The sequence below is a fragment of the Gordonia shandongensis DSM 45094 genome (assembly GCF_000423025.1).
Lineage (GTDB): Bacteria > Actinomycetota > Actinomycetes > Mycobacteriales > Mycobacteriaceae > Gordonia > Gordonia shandongensis.
Window position 1 is genome coordinate 36,598 of the sequence record NZ_KE383970.1, and the last position, 17,633, is coordinate 54,230.

The 17,633-nt window shown below is 69.5% G+C and carries 15 protein-coding genes and 1 tRNA gene; 12 read left to right on the forward strand and 4 right to left on the reverse strand.

Going from position 1 to position 17,633, the window contains the following annotated elements:
* Positions 1-13 precede the first annotated feature (13 nt).
* The gene (locus tag G528_RS0115465) at positions 14-1,093 is read left to right on the forward strand and encodes an alpha/beta hydrolase (protein ID WP_026919744.1); all 1,080 of its coding nucleotides are present in this window, start codon (positions 14-16) and stop codon (positions 1,091-1,093) included.
* A 25-nt stretch (positions 1,094-1,118) separates the two neighbouring features.
* On the opposite strand, the gene G528_RS0115470 is transcribed toward G528_RS0115465, so the two are convergent.
* The 4 genes from G528_RS0115470 to G528_RS0115485 all read right to left on the reverse strand — a co-directional run bounded on the left by G528_RS0115470 (position 1,119) and on the right by G528_RS0115485 (position 6,895).
* Positions 1,119-1,994 carry a universal stress protein gene (locus G528_RS0115470; protein WP_026919745.1) on the reverse strand — a complete coding sequence of 292 codons (876 nt, stop codon included), beginning with the start codon at positions 1,992-1,994 and terminating at the stop codon, positions 1,119-1,121.
* 89 nt (positions 1,995-2,083) lie between these two features.
* Positions 2,084-3,931, reverse strand: a complete 1,848-nt coding sequence (gene leuA / locus G528_RS0115475) for a 2-isopropylmalate synthase (protein WP_026919746.1) — start codon at positions 3,929-3,931, stop codon at positions 2,084-2,086.
* Between the two features lie 194 nt (positions 3,932-4,125).
* Positions 4,126-5,661, reverse strand: coding sequence for an MFS transporter (locus tag G528_RS17885; RefSeq protein WP_051198895.1), 1,536 nt, complete (start codon positions 5,659-5,661; stop codon positions 4,126-4,128).
* 46 nt (positions 5,662-5,707) lie between these two features.
* Entirely contained in the window at positions 5,708-6,895 is a 1,188-nt protein-coding gene (locus tag G528_RS0115485; protein WP_026919747.1) for a hypothetical protein, read from the reverse strand.
* 120 nt (positions 6,896-7,015) lie between these two features.
* On the opposite strand from G528_RS0115485, the gene G528_RS0115490 reads away from it, so the two are divergent.
* The 11 genes from G528_RS0115490 (at position 7,016) to G528_RS0115540 (ending at position 17,606) form a co-directional block, all read left to right on the forward strand.
* Positions 7,016-8,281, forward strand: coding sequence for an aspartate kinase (locus G528_RS0115490; protein WP_026919748.1), 1,266 nt, complete (start codon positions 7,016-7,018; stop codon positions 8,279-8,281).
* A 4-nt stretch (positions 8,282-8,285) separates the two neighbouring features.
* Positions 8,286-9,311: an aspartate-semialdehyde dehydrogenase gene (locus G528_RS0115495; protein WP_026919749.1), complete on the forward strand. Its 1,026-nt coding sequence runs from the start codon at positions 8,286-8,288 to the stop codon at positions 9,309-9,311.
* Positions 9,312-9,399: 88 nt separating this feature from the next.
* The gene (locus G528_RS0115500; RefSeq protein ID WP_026919750.1) at positions 9,400-10,671 is read left to right on the forward strand and encodes a lipase family protein; all 1,272 of its coding nucleotides are present in this window, start codon (positions 9,400-9,402) and stop codon (positions 10,669-10,671) included.
* Positions 10,672-10,729: 58 nt separating this feature from the next.
* Positions 10,730-12,184 (forward strand): hypothetical protein, encoded by a 1,455-nt coding sequence (locus G528_RS17890; RefSeq protein WP_035720333.1) that lies wholly within the window; start codon positions 10,730-10,732, stop codon positions 12,182-12,184.
* A gap of 85 nt (positions 12,185-12,269) precedes the next feature.
* Complete coding sequence (locus G528_RS0115510; protein ID WP_026919751.1) at positions 12,270-12,917, forward strand: hypothetical protein; 648 nt, start codon at positions 12,270-12,272, stop codon at positions 12,915-12,917.
* 106 nt (positions 12,918-13,023) lie between these two features.
* Entirely contained in the window at positions 13,024-13,455 is a 432-nt protein-coding gene (locus tag G528_RS0115515; protein WP_026919752.1) for an organic hydroperoxide resistance protein, read from the forward strand.
* A gap of 38 nt (positions 13,456-13,493) precedes the next feature.
* Positions 13,494-13,955, forward strand: a complete 462-nt coding sequence (locus tag G528_RS0115520) for a hypothetical protein (RefSeq protein WP_026919753.1) — start codon at positions 13,494-13,496, stop codon at positions 13,953-13,955.
* Positions 13,952-15,430: a hypothetical protein gene (locus G528_RS0115525; RefSeq protein WP_026919754.1), complete on the forward strand. Its 1,479-nt coding sequence runs from the start codon at positions 13,952-13,954 to the stop codon at positions 15,428-15,430. Before G528_RS0115520 ends, G528_RS0115525 begins: the two co-directional genes overlap by 4 nt.
* A gap of 116 nt (positions 15,431-15,546) precedes the next feature.
* Positions 15,547-15,620: transfer RNA gene (locus G528_RS0115530), tRNA-Pro, on the forward strand.
* A gap of 166 nt (positions 15,621-15,786) precedes the next feature.
* On the forward strand, positions 15,787-16,629 hold the full coding sequence (locus tag G528_RS0115535) for a TetR family transcriptional regulator C-terminal domain-containing protein (protein WP_026919755.1): 843 nt from the start codon (positions 15,787-15,789) through the stop codon (positions 16,627-16,629).
* Positions 16,630-16,721: 92 nt separating this feature from the next.
* The gene (locus G528_RS0115540) at positions 16,722-17,606 is read left to right on the forward strand and encodes a beta-keto acid cleavage family enzyme (RefSeq protein WP_026919756.1); all 885 of its coding nucleotides are present in this window, start codon (positions 16,722-16,724) and stop codon (positions 17,604-17,606) included.
* Positions 17,607-17,633: the final 27 nt, after the last annotated feature.

The window sequence follows — 17,633 nt, forward strand, 5'->3', positions numbered from 1 at the left end:
TAGGTTCGCCGGTGTGAGTCGCGCAACAGAAGTACACCTGCCACTGTGGTTCCGGATCCAGCGATCGGTGCTGAAGGGCACCGCGAAGGTCCCGGGTCCGCTGCGGTCCGCGGCCCGGACCCTCACCTCGGTGAACGCCGACGGCGAACGCCTGGCACCGGAGATGGCGCTCGTCGCCGCGGCGTCGGCGCACGTCCCCGGGATGGCGCTGATGGGTGATTCGGTGCCCGGATCGCGCAAGGCGCTCGACCTGAACAGCACGATGATGGCCCAGGATTTCGCCCCCTTCGCCGTGGAGGAAGACCTCCTCATCGACACCGATGCCGGACCGCTGCCCGCGACCCGATACAGCGTGAACGGTCCGGACGGCGGCGACGCCGGTCGCGGCCTGATCGTCTTCTACCACGGCGGCGGTTTCGTCGTCGGCAGCCGTGCCAGTCACGACTCGCCCGCCCGCGCACTGGCCGTCGCCTCCGGAGCGGACGTCCTGTCGGTGGACTACCGCATGGCGCCCGAGCATCTCTTTCCCGCCGCCGTCGACGACGCCGTCGCGGCCTTCCGCTTCGCCGTCGACCGGGCCGAGTCATGGGGACTCGACCCGCGGGCGATCGCCGTCGCGGGCGACTCGGCGGGCGGCAACCTCGCGGCCGTCGTGGCGCAGCAGACTCGCGGCGACGACGTTCCCCCGGCATTCCAACTGCTCATCTACCCGGTCGTCGACATGTCGCAGCGCCGCAGCTCGGTCGATGAGTTCGCCGACGGCTACTTCCTGACCGCCGCGCAGATCGACTACTTTCGTGACACCTATCTGGCGTCGCCCGACGAACTGTCCGATCCGAGGGTGTCACCGCTGCTCGCCGACGACCTGTCGGGTCTGGCCCCCGCGCACGTCGTCGTGGCGGGCTTCGACCCGCTGCGCGACGAGGGCATCGAATACGCCGATGCACTGCGGTCCGCGGGCGTCCCGGTCACCGTCGAACGCGCCGGGTCGATGATCCATGGATTCATCAACATGGCGATGCTCAGCCCCGAGGCGCAGGACGTCGTCACCAGGATGGGCGAAGCCGTGGCTCACGGGCTCGCGTCTCGCTGACGCGGCGACCACCGCGCCGCGACCGTCACGCCGAGTGGACCACCATCACCGGGCAGTGCGCCACGTGCAGCACCGCCTGGCTGGTGGAACCGAGGACGAGGCCGCGGAACCCGCCGCGCCCGCGACTCCCCATGACCACCAGTTGGGCGTCGTGGGACAGTTCCCGGATGGACTCGGCGGCACCGCCCTCGCGGACGACGGGTTCCACCGTCACATCCGGGTGCTCCTCCCGATACCCGGCGAGTTGTGAACCGAGTGCCTCGGCGGCCTCCTCGCGCAGTTGGGTGAGGACGCGGTCGATGTCGTCGCTGTAGAACGCGGCCTCGGAGAATCCCCCGTAGGTGTGCACGGCGATCAGCCGCGTGTCGCGGACGGACGCCTGCCGGAAGGCCTCCGCGATGGCGGCGGTGGAGACGGGGGAGCCGTCGACGCCGACGACGACCGGCCCGTCGGGGCGGTAGTCGTCTCCGGTCACCACGACGACGGGGCAGTCGGCGTGGGCCGCGGCGTCGGTGCTCACCGACCCCATCAACAGTCCGCGGACGCCGCTGAGTCCGCGCCGCCCGACCACCAGCATGTGGGCGCGGCTCGACACGTCGCGCAGCACGAGGGCGGGTTTCCCCTCGAGGATCGCGCCGGTGATCTGCAGGTCGGGTGCGATCTCGGCGGCCATCTCACCGGCCGTCGTGATCGACTCCTCGGCGAACTTCCGTGCGGCCCGCACGGCGGCGTCCTCCAACGAGAGCGCCGACAGGGTGAACTGCGGGGCGAACGGCGGCATCGCGCTCACGATCCGCAGGGGTCGGCGATGCCGTGCCGCGGCCGTCGTGGCCCACCGCACTGCCGCGAGGGCCTGCTCCGATCCGTCGACCGCGACGACGATTGGCGCGTTGATCGACATCCTCACCACTTCCTCTCCTCGTGGGGCTCATCTCCCAGCCTGGCAGAGGCGGCCGCGCAGTTCGACCGATTCCGGGGTCGGCGAGCCGATCAGGGGGCCCAGGTGCGAGCGCCCTCGGCCGCCTCCTCGACGGGCTTCTCCGCGCGGAAGGCACGGTTGACCGCCGAGACGACGGCCCGCAGGCTCGCGGTCGTGATCGACGGGGCGATGCCCGCACCCCACACCGTCTCGCCGTCGATCTCGGCCTCCACGTAGCTCACGGCGCTCGCGTCGTCACCCGCGGTCAGGGCGTGCTCGGCGTAGTCCAGGACCCGCACGTCGTAGCCGACGGTCCCGAGTGCGTCGACGAAGGCGGCCAGCGGACCGTTGCCCGATCCGGAGATCTCCTTCTCGACACCGTCGATCTTGACCACGGCCGTGATGTGGTCGACGCCGTCGTCCTCCTCGGCGGCGTCGACGCGCTGACGCATCCGCTCCAGCGGCGACACCGGCTCCAGGTACTCCTGGGCGAAGACGTCCCACATGGCCTTCGGGTTGACCTCGCCGCCCTCGCCGTCGGTGATCTTCTGGATCTCCTGGCTGAACTCGATCTGCAGGCGACGCGGCAGGTCCAGACCGTGATCGGCCTTCATGATGTACGAGACGCCGCCCTTGCCGGACTGGCTGTTCACGCGGATGACGGCCTCGTAGCTGCGTCCGACGTCCTTGGGGTCGATCGGCAGGTACGGGACCTGCCACAGGATGTCGTCCATGTCCTGATCGGCCGCGTCGGCGTCGATCTTCATCTGGTCGAGGCCCTTGTTGATGGCGTCCTGGTGGCTTCCGGAGAACGCGGTGTAGACCAGATCGCCGCCGTACGGGTGGCGTTCGGGGACGTTCAACTGGTTGCAGTATTCGACGGTGCGTCGGATCTCGTCGATGTCGGCGAAGTTGATCTGCGGGTCGACACCGCGGCTGAACATGTTCATGCCCAGGGTCACCAGGCAGACGTTGCCGGTCCGCTCACCGTTGCCGAACAGGCAGCCCTCGATGCGGTCGGCGCCGGCCATGTACCCCAGCTCGGCGGCCGCGACGCCCTCGCCGCGATCGTTGTGCGGGTGCAGGCTCAGGATGATCGAATCGCGACGTGCCAGGTTGCGGCTCATCCACTCGATCGAGTCGGCGTACACGTTGGGCGTCGCCATCTCGACGGTCGCCGGCAGGTTGATGATCATCGGCTTCTCGGGGGTGGGAGCGATGATCGCCGACACGGCGTCGCACACCTCCTTGGCGAAGCTCAATTCGGTGCCCGTGTAGCTCTCGGGGGAGTACTGGTAGCGCCAGTTGGTGTCGGGGTAGTTCTGCTCCTCGGCCAGGCACAGTGTCGCGGCGTCGGTGGCGATCTTGGTGATCGCATCCTTGTCGGCCCGGAACACCACGCGGCGCTGGAGGATCGAGGTGGAGTTGTAGAAGTGCACGATCACGTTCTGGGCGCCGGCGCACGCCTCGTACGTGCGAGTGATGAGTTCGGGCCGCGCCTGCGTCAGCACCTGGATGGTGACGTCGTCGGGGATGGCGCCCTCGTCGATGATCTCGCGGACGAAGTCGAAGTCGGTCTGGCTCGCGGACGGGAAGCCGACCTCGATCTCCTTGTATCCCATGCGGACCAGCAGGTCGAACATGCGGCGCTTGCGGGCGGGGCTCATCGGATCGATGAGCGCCTGGTTGCCGTCGCGCAGGTCGACGGCGCACCACAGCGGGGCACGGTCGATCACGGTGTCGGGCCACGTGCGGTCGGGCAGGGAGATCTGCTCCACCTCGTCGGCGAAGCTGCGGTAGCGATGGTTGGGCATCGCGGAGTTGCGCTGCGGATTCCACGACGGCTGTCCGTCGGGGATGGGCCCGGTCGGCTCGACGATGCGGCTCGGTCCGGAGGCGAAGGCGTCTGCTGGTGCCATGAGTGGTCAATCTCCTGATCAGAAAAGATGGGGTTGACCGGCGCGTGATGTGGCCCCGCGACGGAGGGCCGGTCGAATCAGACCCCGCCGCGGCAACCGAGGAGGAGCGCGCGCTGCATAACAGCGAGCATAACACCGGATGCGTGCCCGCTCACATCCCAGGGTCAGGCGTCCCAGGGTCAGGCGTCCCAGGGTCAGGCGTCGGGGAGGTCGACGCCCTCGGCCGAGTCGACGGTGCGCGTGTGCCGGTCGGCGACGGCGACCACCACCACCCCGGCGAGGATCGCCAGGCCGATGCCGCCGGCAGCGGCGGCGACGTGCATGCCGTCGACGAAGGCGGCGCGTGCCGCGTCGGCGAGGGCCTCGCCCGGCACGCCGTCGGCCCGCGCCTGTTTGAGGGTCTCGCCGAGGGAGTCGGCGACGCCGGCGTCCCGTCCACGCGACCGGAAGACAGCCGTCGCGATCGACCCCAGGAGCGCGAGCCCCAGTGCCGTGCCGAGTTCGAAGCACGTTTCGGAGATGCCCGACGCGGCGCCGGACTTCTCGGGCGGTGCGGCACCGACGACCACGTCGCTGACGAGGGCGAACTGGATGCCGTAGCCGATGCCGGCGGCGGCGGTCAGGACCAGGAACACCCAGAGCCCGGTGTCGGCGTCGAGGGTGAGGAAGCCGAGGGTCGCGGCGGCGGCGAGGAGCACCGACCCGGACAGCGTCCAGCGCACGCCGAAGCGTCGCGCGACGCGGTCGGCGCTCACCGAGAACACGGCCACGGTGACGGCCATCGGGAGGCCGGCGAACGCGGCGGACAGGACGTCGTACTCGAGAACCGACTGCAGGTAGACGTTGGAGAGGTAGGCGATGCCGCCCTGCGCCATCATCCCGACCAGGGCGACGGCCAAGGCCGCGCACAGGGCCGGGTTCCGGAAGAGGCTGAGATCGACCAGCGGTGCCGCACACCGGGATTCGTGGCGCAGGAATGTGACGAACGCGGCCACGCCGAGGGCGGCGGCCACCACGACGGACGTCGACGGTCCCGACGCGGCGAACGTCTTCACCGCGTAGACCACGGGAAGGATGCCCGCCATCGACAGCACCACGCCGAGGACGTCGAACGGTTCGGTCGACGACGCCCGGTACTCGGGCAGGAGGAGGGGCGCCAGGGCGAACAGGACGGCCAGAACCGGAACGTTGATGAGGAAGACGACTCCCCACCAGAAGTGGTGCAGCAGAATGCCGCCGACCACCGGTCCCAGTGCGGCGCCGCCGGCGAAGGCAGCCGTCCACACGCCGATCGCCCGGCCGCGCTGATGCGGCGGGAACATGCTCGCCAGGAGCGACAGGCTCGCGGGCATCAGCGTCGCCCCGCCGACGCCCATGAGCGCGCGGGCCGCGATGAGCAGTGCGGCGTTCGGGGCGAACGCCGCGAGGACGGAGGCGCCGCAGAAGACGGCGGCGCCGGTCAGCAGGATGCGGCGGCGGCCGATCCGGTCGCCGATGTTGCCCATCGTGATCAGCAGGCCCGCGATGAGGAAGCCGTAGATGTCGAGGATCCAGAGCTGTTCTGTGGCCGTCGGATCGATCGCGTCGGTGATCGTCGGGATCGCCAGGTACAGCACCGAGAAGTCCATCGAGACGAGCAGGACGGGAAGCATCAGCACGAGCAGCCCGAACCACGTTCTGCGGTCCGCGTCGGGGACCCGCGAGGCGCCGAAGGCGGGGGCCGCGGACATGGGGACTCCTGTGACGATGAGCGGGTGTCGTCGGGGTGGCGGCGCCTCAGATGGCGTACCCGAACACCGTCAGCATATGCGCGCCGAACCAGCCGGAGAAGAGCGTGAGCGCGACCGACACCGGGATCACTTCACCGCGGGGTCTGTGAGCCAGTCGGAGGGCGATCGGGATCAGGATGACGAATGCGGGGAGCAGCAGGCGGATGCGGCTGAGCATGAGCCCGTCGGACAGGAGGATCGACGCGACCACGCCGACACCGAACAGGAGGATCGGCCAGGGGACGCGGTCGATCGCGGACCAGAGCAGCAGGAACGGGACGGTGACGATCACCAGCGCTGTCGCGACGGATGCGAAGTCGCCGGCGTAGCCGAAGGTGTCGGCGAGGAAGCTCCACGTGGCGCGGCCGAAGTCGACGGTGGTGTTCCACCCCTCGGTCTGGATGCGGAACCATCCGGTCGGTGAACCCGTCCGCGCCCACACCACGGCCAGATACGACAGGTAGCCGACGGGGGCGAGCGCCGCGGCGATCCAGGCGCGAGGTCCGTCGCGGCGCGCGACGAGCGCCGCGAGCATCACGGTGGCGATGACCGCGATCCCGGTGGGCCGCACGAGTCCGGCCCCCAGTGCACAGCATCCGGCCAGGATCCACCGGTGGTCGAGCACCCCGACGAGTGCCCACGCGGCGACGGCGCAGAAGAGGGCTTCGGTGTACGCCATGTTGAGGACGACGGACATCGGCGTGGCGGCGAACAGGACCACCAGGAGGAGGCCGGCGCGCGGGGCGTCGGGTGCGGGCAGTCGCACGGCGGGGCGCACCCGGGTGGCGCACAGGACGCCGAGCCGGCCGATCGCGACCGCGGCGGCTGCGCCGGCCACGACGTTGATGGTCATGGCGGCCGCCGTCTCGTCCATGCCGGGGAGGAAGGCGACGGCCCGCACCAGCATCGGATAGCCGGGGAAGAACGCGTACGCGGTGTCGTCGGTGTGGACTCCGTTGGCGTCGGCGAAGGTGGCGGGTACGCCCGCGTAGCCGTAGCGCGCGATGCCGAGCATCCACTCGCCGTCCCACAGGGTCAACGACCAGGTCAACGTGGTGTGGTGGACGGCCGCGAGCCAGGCGAGGATCGCCAGTCCGACCGCGCGAACCGCCAGGAAGACGCCGATGCACTGCAACGCGAAACGGTGGTCTCGAACGCGGGTCGCGACCGCGTCCGAGAGGCGGGCGGTAGTCATCGGAACAGATCCTACGGGGGCGCATGGCGCTGCTCACTCGAATGGGAGGCGCAGCGCCGTCCAGGTAAGGTGAAGCGCGCGCAAGTCCCCACCCCCTAGGTATAAGGAAGGTTGCACGACGTGGCACTGGTCGTCCAGAAGTACGGCGGTTCCTCGGTCTCGGATGCCGAACGCATCCGCCGGGTCGCCGAACGGATCGTCGAGACCAAGCGTGCCGGCAACGACGTCGTAGTGGTGGTGTCCGCGATGGGCGACACCACCGACGAGATGCTCGATCTCGCTCAGCAGGTCACCGAGCATCCGCCGGCCCGTGAGATGGACATGCTCCTCACCGCCGGCGAGCGGATCTCGAACGCTCTCGTCGCCATGGCGATCGATACGCTCGGTGAAGAGGCTCAGTCGTTCACCGGCTCTCAGGCCGGTGTCATCACGACGAGCAGTCATGGCAAGGCGAAGATCATCGACGTGACCCCGGGACGGGTCCGCAGCGCCCTCGACGACGGGAAGATCGTTCTCGTCGCCGGATTCCAGGGTGTCTCGCAGGACACGAAGGACGTCACGACCCTCGGTCGCGGCGGGTCGGACACGACCGCCGTCGCGCTCGCTGCGGCTCTCGAAGCCGATGTCTGCGAGATCTACACCGACGTCGACGGCGTCTACACGGCCGATCCCCGCATCGTGCCGAGCGCCCGGCATCTCGATCACATCTCGTTCGAGGAGATGCTCGAGATGGCGGCCTGCGGCACCAAGATCCTCATGCTGCGCTGCGTCGAGTACGCGCGCCGCTACAACACTCCCGTCCATGTGCGCTCGTCGTACTCGAACAAGACCGGCACCATGGTGTCCGGATCGATGGAGGACATTCCAGTGGAAGAAGCAATCCTCACCGGCGTCGCCCACGACCGCAGCGAGGCTCAGGTCACGGTCGTCGGGATCGAAGACAAGCCCGGCTACGCGGCCAAGGTGTTCCGGGCGGTCGCCGACGCCGAGATCAACATCGACATGGTCCTGCAGGGCGTCTCGGCGGTCGAGACAGGCAAGACCGACATCACGTTCACGCTGCCCAAGGAGCTCGGCGAGGTGGCGATCGCCGAACTCGGCAAGCTCAAGGACGAGATCGGGTTCCACGAAGTGGTGCTCGACGACAATATCGGCAAGGTGTCGCTGGTCGGCGCCGGGATGAAGAGCCATCCGGGCGTCACCGCGACCTTCTGTGAATCGCTCAGCGACGCGGGCATCAACATCGAGTTGATCTCCACCTCGGAGATCCGGATCTCGGTGCTCGTGCGCGAGACGGATCTCGATCACGCCGTGCAGGTGTTGCACGAGGCGTTCGATCTGAGCGGTGACGAGGACGCCGTCGTCTACGGCGGAACAGGACGGTAGAGCAATGGGAGTTCGTCTCGGAGTCGTCGGCGCGACCGGACAGGTCGGCGCCGTCATGCGGAAGCTGCTCGAGGAGCGGGACTTCCCGGCCGATGAGATCCGCTTCTTCGCATCCCCGCGGTCGGCGGGCAAGAAGCTGCCGTGGCGCGGCGGTGAGATCGAGGTGGAGGATGCGACCGTCGCGGACCCCTCGGGTCTGGACATCGCGGTGTTCTCGGCGGGCGGCACGATGTCGAAGGTGCAGGCTCCGCGGTTCGCGGAGGCCGGCGTCACGGTGATCGACAATTCGTCGGCCTGGCGCAAGGATCCCGATGTGCCGCTCGTGGTCGCCGAAGTGAACGGCGAACTCGCGAAGAACCCGCCGAAGGGGATCATCGCGAACCCGAACTGCACGACCATGGCCGCGATGCCGGTGCTCAAGCCCCTGCACGACGCGAAGGGACTGCGTCGGTTGGTCATCTCCAGCTACCAGGCGGTGTCGGGCAGCGGTCTGTCGGGCGTACAGGAGCTGGCCGGTCAGCTGCGCGCGGGCATCGACGACGCGGAGCAGCTCGTGCACGACGGTCACGCCGTCGACCTGGGGGAGCTGATCAACTATGTGGCGCCGATCGCCTTCAACGTCGTCCCGGTGGCCGGCGGTGTCGTCGACGACGGTTCGGGGGAGACGGACGAGGATCAGAAGCTGCGCAACGAGTCGCGCAAGATCCTGGAACTGCCGGACCTCCTGGTGAGCGGCACGTGCGTGCGCGTTCCGGTGTTCACCGGGCACTCGCTGTCGATCAACGCCGAGTTCGCGGAGTCGGTGACTCCCGACGAGGCGCGGGCGATCCTCGGCGGTGCGCCGGGGGTCTCGGTGGTCGACGTGCCGAATCCGTTGGACGCCGCCGGCGGCGACGTGTCGCTGGTGGGCCGGATCCGGCAGGACCCGGGTGCCCCGGACGGTCGCGGGCTGGCGTTGTTCGTCTCGGGCGACAACCTCCGCAAGGGCGCCGCCCTGAACACCATTCAGATCGCGGAACTGCTCGTTTGACGACTCTCGTCGCGGCCGGTGGACGACCGGTCGCGACGAGGTGAGCCCCGACTGACATGACGGCAAATCTGTGCCGTACGTTACTCGCATGAGAAAAATTCGGGGTTCCATCTCACCAGTCCGGCGGCTCGCCGTCCTCGCCGTGACCGGCGCGGTCGCCGGTGCGGGGCTCATCGCCGCTCCCGCGCCCGCGCAGGCCGCGAGCTTCTACACGCCACCGGCGTCGTTCTCGTCCACGCCGGGCGACGTGATCCGCAGCCAGCCGACCGAACTGCTCCTGCAGATCCCGGGCGTCCGGGGCCAGTGGCCGGGCAGCGCCACGCGCATCATGTACACGTCGACCAGACAGGACGGCACGCCGACGGCCGTCACCGGCACGGTCGTCGAGCCGACGGCGCCGTGGCGCGGACGCGGACCGCGGCCCACCGTGGTTCTCGCACCGGGAACCGTCGGCCAGGGTGACCAGTGTGCGGGCTCGAAGATGCTTTCGCTGCCGATGTCGATCGACCCGACCAAGCCGAGTCTCGGCGTCAACTACTCCGGTTTGGAGATGAACCTCTTCCTGCTCAACGGCGTCCGCGTGGTGATGACCGACTACATCGGTCTGGGCACCCCGGGCATCCACACGTACGTCAATCGCCTCGAATCGGGGCACGCCGTCCTCGACGCTGCGCGCGCCGCGCTCCGTGTCGCCGAGGCGCCGGCCGATGCGCCGGTCGCGTTCTCGGGCTACTCGCAGGGCGGCGGGGCGGTGGCGTCGGCCGCCGAACTCGCGCAGACGTACGCGCCGAAGCTCAACGTCAAGGCCACCTACGCCGGGGCGCCGCCGGCCGACCTGAGCAAGGTCATCACGCAGATCGACGGCACGTTCATCTCCGGTGCGATCGGCTACGCCATCAACGGTCTGGCCGCCCGCTACCCCGCGTTGAACCCGATCCTGCGCAAGGAGACCAACACCGAGGGCAAGCGGACGCTCAAGCAGGTCTCGACGCAGTGCATCGCCGACACCGCGCTGACCCACGGGTTCCAGCCGACCACCGCGCTGACCAAGAGCGGGAAGTCGTTGGCCGCCGTCGTCAAGAAGTACCCGGAGATCCAGGAGATGCTCGCCGATCAGCGCATCGGCGGGTCGAAGCCGAACGCTCCGGTCCTCATCTCCACCGGGCTCAACGACGACGTGATCCCGCACGGCCAGGTGGTCCAGCTGTACCGCGACTGGAAGAAGCAGGGTGCGCCGGTCCGGTTGGCGAACGACTACACGCCGCCGATCCTGCCGGGCATGGTGTTGAACCACGGGCTGCCGATGATGTTCCAGTTGCTGCCCGCGACGTCGTTCATCATCGACAACCTGAGCAAGTAAGTGTCGTCGACGGCGTAATCGCCGCGCGGAGTGTCACCCGTGTGATCGACTCGGGTGCATGACTCTCACGCAGCGCGTGACGACCGCGCTTCTCGCCGCAGTACTCGGGCTCGCCACGGTTCCGGCAACGGCGGCCGTGGCGAGCCCTGCTGTGCCGGCGTCCGGACCCGAGTGGACGTCGATGATGCACGGCGACCCCGAGTCGAGTGACAGCACCGCCTTCCCGGGGCCGGGCCGCGGAGCGCACCTGGCCGGCTCGTCGGTGCCCGGCGGCGTGTGCGCGGCGACCTTCGTCACCGGCGACGGTTATCCGATGTCGCTGTGCACCGCCTATGTGGAGCGGACGCCGCGGCGCGGCGCGTCGGGGGTGGCCGGCGTGGACGTGGCCGTCCCGGTGGTCACCTTGTTCCACCCCAAGACGGCGCGAGTGCTGGCGAAGCTTCCGCTGGCCAAGGGCGACCTGTTCGGCGGGGTCTACGGCTTCCTCGACGCCCGCGACCGCGTGGTGGTCGCCGACGGCACGGGCTCGATCGTCCGCGTCGGCAAGCATCGGACGGCCGACGGGTGGCGGTTGCGCGTCGACGCCCGCACCGACATCTCGCGACACCTGCGGGGTGACGGCGTCACCGGTTTGGCGCCGGACTATCAGGGGCGGACGTGGTTCGCCACCACCCACGGGGTGGTCGGGACCGTCGATGCGGCGGGGCGGGTCGGCGCCACCCGGTTGCCGCGCGGTGAGCGGCTCGGCAACGGTCTCACGATCCGTCGCGGCGGTGCGTCGGTGCTGAGCACGCACGCGCTTTACGAGATGCGAGCGGGTGACGACGGCGTCCCGCACACGGTGTGGCGGCGCTCGTACGACCGCGGGAAGGCGCGCAAACCGGGGCAGCTCACCTGGGGGTCGGGCACCACGCCGACCTATTTCGGACCGGGAGGCGACGCCTGGGTGGCGATCGTCGACAGTGCGGCGGTGCCCGAGCTGATCGTCTACCGCGCCGACGACGGCTCGCAGGTCTGTCGGATGAAGGCGTTCCGGGCCCCGAGGCAGGGCACGGAGAACTCGCCGATGGCGTGGGGGAACAGCCTGGTGATCCCCAGCACCTACGGGTTCGTGTACCCGCCGATCGCCACGAGCGGCGGCCCGAGCGTACCCGCGTCGGCACCGTTCCGCGGTGGGATGACCCGGGTCGACGTGACCGACGGCCGGTGTTCTCGCGTCTGGGAGACGCGGACCGACCGGATGGCGACGCTGCCGCGGCTGTCCCGGGCCGACGGGATGATCCACGGACTGGCGTACGGTCCGTACCGCGGCGGCGTTCAACAGTCGGGGCCGGTGAACTATGTGGCGATCGACTTCGCGACGGGTCGGCGCATCGTCACCGAGCGTGTCGGCGCGGCGCCCGTCGACGAGCCGCTCCAGCTCACCGGCATGATCGCGCCCGACGGGACGTTGTGGCAGGGCACGGTGACCCGCATGCTGAAGGTCGCACCGGGACGCCGCACGGGACGGTGACGGTCCGGGGACGACGGGCCGGGGGCGACGGTCTGGAAGCGGCGGGCCGGGGTCGCGGCCGTCGAGATGTGCCAGGATCGATGACATGACGATTCCCGGAGAATCCGGAGAGCCGGACCGGATCCCGACGCAGGCCGAACTCGACGCCGAGGACATGGCGGAGATCGCGAGACGCTCGAAGGACGCCGACCACCGCAACCGGTATCCGAGTCGCCCCGTGGACCCGGGGCCGGCCCCCGCGGCGCTGACCCGACACGCTCCCGTGCTGTGGGCGGTCGCCGCGGTGGCGTGCCTGACGTGGATGATCTACGGATTCGTCGAGTTGGGGACGGTGGAGCGGCTGATGGTGGACCGTCTGCTGCCGGGACTGACCGAGATGAAGGGCGTCGATCCGACGGAGAAGGCGGAGTCGCTGGCGTCGTTCTGGATTCCGGCGCTCCTCATCGGGATCCCGCTCGTGACGCTGGTGACGTATCCGCTGCTGCGGGCGATCGCCTCGTCGCACAGTCGGAACCTCCGCAGCATCTATGCGGCGGTCGTGGTCGTGACGGTCCTGTTCGTGATCGTCGGAGCCGACCTGCTGTTCGCCTATCCCGAACTGCCGGCGTTCGCGCGGATCGCGGCGTGGGTGCAGTGCGGTGCCCTGGTGCTCTCGGTGATCGTCACCATGCGCGGGGTCGTCTCGGCGTGGTTGCCGCCGTCGATGACCATCCGGCCCTTCCGGAGAGCCTGAGGCGGGTCGTCACGGCGGGTAGGTTGGGGCGCAGCGTGCCCGACCGACCGTTCGAGCGGGGGCGCGGCACGACCGTCCACCGAGGATCGAATCGAAGGAGAAAGTCATGGCAGTGAGCCCCGTCTACCGGATCTCGTCCACCTCAACCGGGGGAGGACGGGACGGCGCAGTGGCGTCCGAGACCGGCCGGATCGATCTTCAGCTCGCGCCGCCGACCGAGATGGGCGGCGGGGGCGACGGCAGCAATCCCGAGGAACTGTTCTCGGCCGGGTACGCCGCGTGCTTCATGGGGGCCCTGCGCCTCGTCGCGAAGAACGCGGGTGCCGCGGTGCCCGACGACGCGTCGGTGACGGTGACCGTCGGCATCGGCAAGGACGACGCGGACGACGGTTTCGGGCTCACCGCCGACATCGAGGTGTACCTCCCCGGCCTCGACACCGCGCAGGCGGCGGAGCTCGCACAGGCCGCACACGGTTTCTGCCCGTACTCGAAGGCCACCCGCGGGAACATCGCGCACACCGTGACTTCGCGCGTGTGAAACCCGTGGGCCCGCCACGCCCGGTACGGTGATGTCTCGTGAATAGCTGGGCTCTCGTCGCGATGGCCGCCGTCCTTGTGGCCGCCACCGTCGCGACAATCGCATATGTCAGGTACCGCCAGTCGGAGTCGTCGCAGTTGGCGCGCGACGCCGAGTTGGCCGCCGCGCTGCGTTCGGCGGCGGGCGACGACGCCGTGCGGAGAGCGGCCGTCGAGGAGTTCGAGGTCCGGATGTACCAGCGGCTGTTCTACAGCTCGGTGATCGGGCCGCACTGCCGCTCGGCGGCGTGGTCGCTGCTCACGGCGTTCCTGGCGACGGCCGGGGTGCTGGTGTTGCGTGGATCGGACGATGCGACGGTCGTCGTGATCTGGGTGGTGATGATCGTCGCGGCGGTCGCCTTCGCGGTGGCCGCGTTGAGTCATCTCGGTCTCGCCGTCTACGCGGCGCTCGTCACGCCTCGCGTGTCGTTCGCGGAGTCGTACGCCTCGGACGAGGAATGACCCGACCGGCGGCGGGGCGTCGGCGTTCGATCGCCGGCCTCGTCGTCGTGATCGTCGTCGCCCTGGTCGCGACGAGTTCGGCGGCCCTCGTCGGCTCGTCGGCCGAACCGCGGGCGACCTCGCCGGGTTCGGGACTGGAGGTGGTCGCCGAGCGCGGGGTTCCCGATGCGGTGCTGGTGAGTCGGACCCTGTTCGACTCCGCCCCGGCGGCGGTCGTGGTCGGCGGTGGTGCCGACGGTGCGGCGATCGGCGGGGGAGCGCAGGCCGCGCGGACACGGGGCGTGCCGATGTTTCACGTGGATCCGACGTCGATGGGCGCCGTGCGGTCGGAGCTCGCCAGGCTGGGTGTCGACCGTGTTCTGACGATCGGCGAGGTGCCCGATCTCGGGGTGCCGAGCACCTCCGATCCCGGTGACCTCGGTGCGGCCGGGGACGACGGTGCGCGTGAACCCGCCGGCGATGCCGCCGTCGTGCTGCTCGTCGATCCCGGTGCCGATGCGGTCGCGACGGCGGAGGCCGCCGGCGCACGGACGGAGGTCCTGCCGACTGCGGACCCCCGGAGTTCGGGGAGCGCCGTCGAGTCGCTCAGGTCGTCTCCGGACGCCCCGGTGCGTGCGGTCGGTGCGGCTTTCGCCGATGAGCGGCTGTTGCGTGAGCGGATCGGCCTCGCCAGGAGCGTGCCGGAACTCCCCGGCGGCGGTCAGATCATGTTCCCGGGCCGTCGGGTGGTGGCACTGTACGGTTCGCCGGGCGCGCCCGAGTTGGGGCCGCTCGGTCGGCAGAGCATCGAGGAGTCCGTCGCCCGAGCCGAGCGGGTGGCCGCGGAGTACGACGGGGTCTCACCGGTTCCCGTGGTTCCCGGGTTCGAGATCATCGTCAGCGTCGCCTCGTCGGATCCGGGGCCGGACGGCGCCTACAGCACGATGCTCGATCCGGAGGCGGTCCGGCCGTGGGTGGACGCCGCCGCGGCCGCGGGCGTGTACGTGACACTGGATCTGCAGCCCGGTCGCACCGACTTCCTCGCGCAGGCGAAGCGGTACGAGGGGCTGCTCACTCAGCCGCATGTCGGGTTGGCGTTGGACCCCGAGTGGCGGCTCCGGGCGGACCAGGTGCATCTCACGCAGATCGGTTCGGTGGCGCCCGAGGAGGTCAACCGGGTCTCGGCGTGGCTGTCGGGACTGGTGCGCGCCCACGGGCTGCCGCAGAAGGCTTTCGTCCTGCACCAGTTCGACGCCGACATGCTCGGTGATCGGAGCCGCATCGACACCCGGCATCCCGAGTTGGCGGTCGTCGTCCACGCGGACGGCCACGGCACACCGCCGGTGAAGCTGGAGACGTGGCGCCGCATCGTCGACGGGCTGCCGCCCGGCGCGTGGACGGGGTGGAAGAACTTCTACCGCGAGGACAGCCCGATGTTCTCGCCGCGCCGAACGATGCGGGTGCGGCCGGTGCCGTGGTTCATCTCCTACCAGTGATCGGCGACCGGTGGCAGGCCGGTGACGTCCCCTGACCGGCCTCTGGGCGAAAATGCCGTTGACCATACGATTTACCAGTTCGATGACGTTCGTTGTACGCTATTGCAGGCTACACACGGGGTGTGGCGCAGCTTGGTAGCGCGCTTCGTTCGGGACGAAGAGGTCGTGGGTTCGAATCCCGCCACCCCGACGCTTGGTTGAGAAAGCAGACGAGACCCCCGATCCGCACGGCGGATCGGGGGTCTCCTCGTATCTGCGGTCTTCGAGCGGTTTCCCCGAGGCATCGAACTTGCGAAGCTGTTTGAGATTGACTCAACATCTTGCGATAGTCGCAAAATGTGGTTACGGTGCGTGGTGTGAGCGAGACATCGACGACCGTGGGCGACCGCGCGCGCATCGCCATCCGCGATTCGGGGATGGCGCAGCGCGAGGTGTGCCGACGCATCGGTCTCGACGAGTCGAAGATGTCGAAGTCGCTGAGCGGCACGCGCCGCTTCGCCGCCGACGAACTGGTCCGCCTCGCCACCGTCGCCGGTGTGACCGTCGACTGGCTCATGACCGGCGGCACAGGTGCCGCCGAGGTGCCGGCCGACCTGCTGCCCGCTCGCCACGACGAGAGCGCCGAGCAGGCGCTCGCCCGCCGGACCATCGTGGAGAAGGCGTGGTGGCTCTTCGCCGAGCACGGCTACGACGGTGTGCGGATCGCCGACATCGCCGAGGCCGCCGACGTGTCGAGCGCATCGATCCACTACTACTTCGACGGCAAACGCGCGATCTTCGGCGAAGTGCTGCGCTACTCGGTCAAACTCGCCTTCGACCGCCAACAGGCGCAGTTGCACTCCATCGACGACCCGGTGCAACGACTGCGCCGCCTGATCCGGCTCCAACTGCCCGTCGGCCGGCAGGGTCGCGCCGAATGGGCCATCTGGCTGCAGGTGTGGACCACGATCACCGTCACCGGCGACGGTCAGGGCGAGCACGTCGGCAGCTACCGGCGGTGGTGGAACACGGTCCGCGACATCGTCGACGACGGGCGCGAGCGCGGCGTGTTCTACGACGAACCACTCGACGACGTGGTCGACGCGCTCACCGCGTTCATCGACGGTCTGGGCATTCGTGTGCTCACCGGGATGCTCACCGGTGAGGAGATGGCCGACCAGGTGGACGCCTACATCGACCGCAACCTCACCGTCGACTGAGACGCCGCCCCCCATACTCGACAGCCCAGAACTCGACCACCCAGAACTCGAACCTCCAGAACTCGAACACCCAGACCAACACGGGAGAAGCAATGAACCGAAACGTCATCCTGACCTGCGCGCTCACCGGGGCCGGCGACACCGCCGGGAAGTCCGAGCACGTCCCGGTGACCCCGCAGCAGATCGCCGACTCGGCGATCGACGCCGCCCGCGCCGGCGCGTCGGTGGTCCACATCCACGTCCGCGACCCGCAGACCACGCAGGGCTCGCGCAAGACGGAGTACTACGCCGAGGTGGCCCGGCTGATCGGTGAGTCGGACGTCGACCCGGTGATCAACATGACCGCGGGCATGGGCGGCGATCTGATGATCGACCCGAAGAATCCGACGCAGTCGCTCGACGGGACGGACCTGGTGAACCAGGCGACCCGCCTCGAGCACGTCGAGGCCCTCCGCCCCGAGATCTGCACCCTGGACTGCGGCAGCCTGAACTTCGGCGAGGGCAGCGCCCTGTACGTCTCGACCCCCGACATGATGCGGGAGGGCGCCGCACGCATCCGCGAACTGGGTGTGAAGCCCGAGCTCGAGTGCTTCGACACGGGCAACCTCTGGTTCGCCAACGTGATGCACGCCGAGGGGCTGCTCGACGACCCGGCGTTCTACCAGCTGTGCCAGGGCATCCCGTACGGTGCGCCCGCCGACGCCGGACTGCTCGACGCGATGGTCGGCATGCTGCCGAAGTCGGCCGAGTTCACCTCGTTCGCCATCGGCCGCAACCAGTTGGAGTGGGTGGGCCGTTCGGTGCTCGCCGGCGGGCACGTCCGCGTCGGACTCGAGGACAATCTGTACCTCAGCAAGGGCGTCAAGGCCACGAACGCTCAGCTCGTGGAGCGTGCCGGCGAGATCGTCACGTCTCTCGGCGCCACCGTCGCGACCCCGAACGAGGCTCGCGAGATCCTCGGTCTCCGCGTCCACTGACCGGGGACGTCGCTCCACCCGTCCTCA

What these genes read in the sequence shown, in the direction of transcription:
- G528_RS0115470 (WP_026919745.1), bottom strand. Translation starts at nt 1,994, where the DNA reads ATGTCGATCAACGCGCCAATCGTCGTCGCGGTCGACGGATCGGAGCAG.
- leuA (WP_026919746.1), bottom strand. Translation starts at nt 3,931, where the DNA reads ATGGCACCAGCAGACGCCTTCGCCTCCGGACCGAGCCGCATCGTCGAG.
- G528_RS17885 (WP_051198895.1), bottom strand. Translation starts at nt 5,661, where the DNA reads ATGTCCGCGGCCCCCGCCTTCGGCGCCTCGCGGGTCCCCGACGCGGAC.
- G528_RS0115485 (WP_026919747.1), bottom strand. Translation starts at nt 6,895, where the DNA reads ATGACTACCGCCCGCCTCTCGGACGCGGTCGCGACCCGCGTTCGAGAC.
- G528_RS0115495 (WP_026919749.1), top strand. Translation starts at nt 8,286, where the DNA reads ATGGGAGTTCGTCTCGGAGTCGTCGGCGCGACCGGACAGGTCGGCGCC.
- G528_RS0115500 (WP_026919750.1), top strand. Translation starts at nt 9,400, where the DNA reads ATGAGAAAAATTCGGGGTTCCATCTCACCAGTCCGGCGGCTCGCCGTC.
- G528_RS17890 (WP_035720333.1), top strand. Translation starts at nt 10,730, where the DNA reads ATGACTCTCACGCAGCGCGTGACGACCGCGCTTCTCGCCGCAGTACTC.
- G528_RS0115510 (WP_026919751.1), top strand. Translation starts at nt 12,270, where the DNA reads ATGACGATTCCCGGAGAATCCGGAGAGCCGGACCGGATCCCGACGCAG.
- G528_RS0115515 (WP_026919752.1), top strand. Translation starts at nt 13,024, where the DNA reads ATGGCAGTGAGCCCCGTCTACCGGATCTCGTCCACCTCAACCGGGGGA.
- G528_RS0115525 (WP_026919754.1), top strand. Translation starts at nt 13,952, where the DNA reads ATGACCCGACCGGCGGCGGGGCGTCGGCGTTCGATCGCCGGCCTCGTC.
- G528_RS0115540 (WP_026919756.1), top strand. Translation starts at nt 16,722, where the DNA reads ATGAACCGAAACGTCATCCTGACCTGCGCGCTCACCGGGGCCGGCGAC.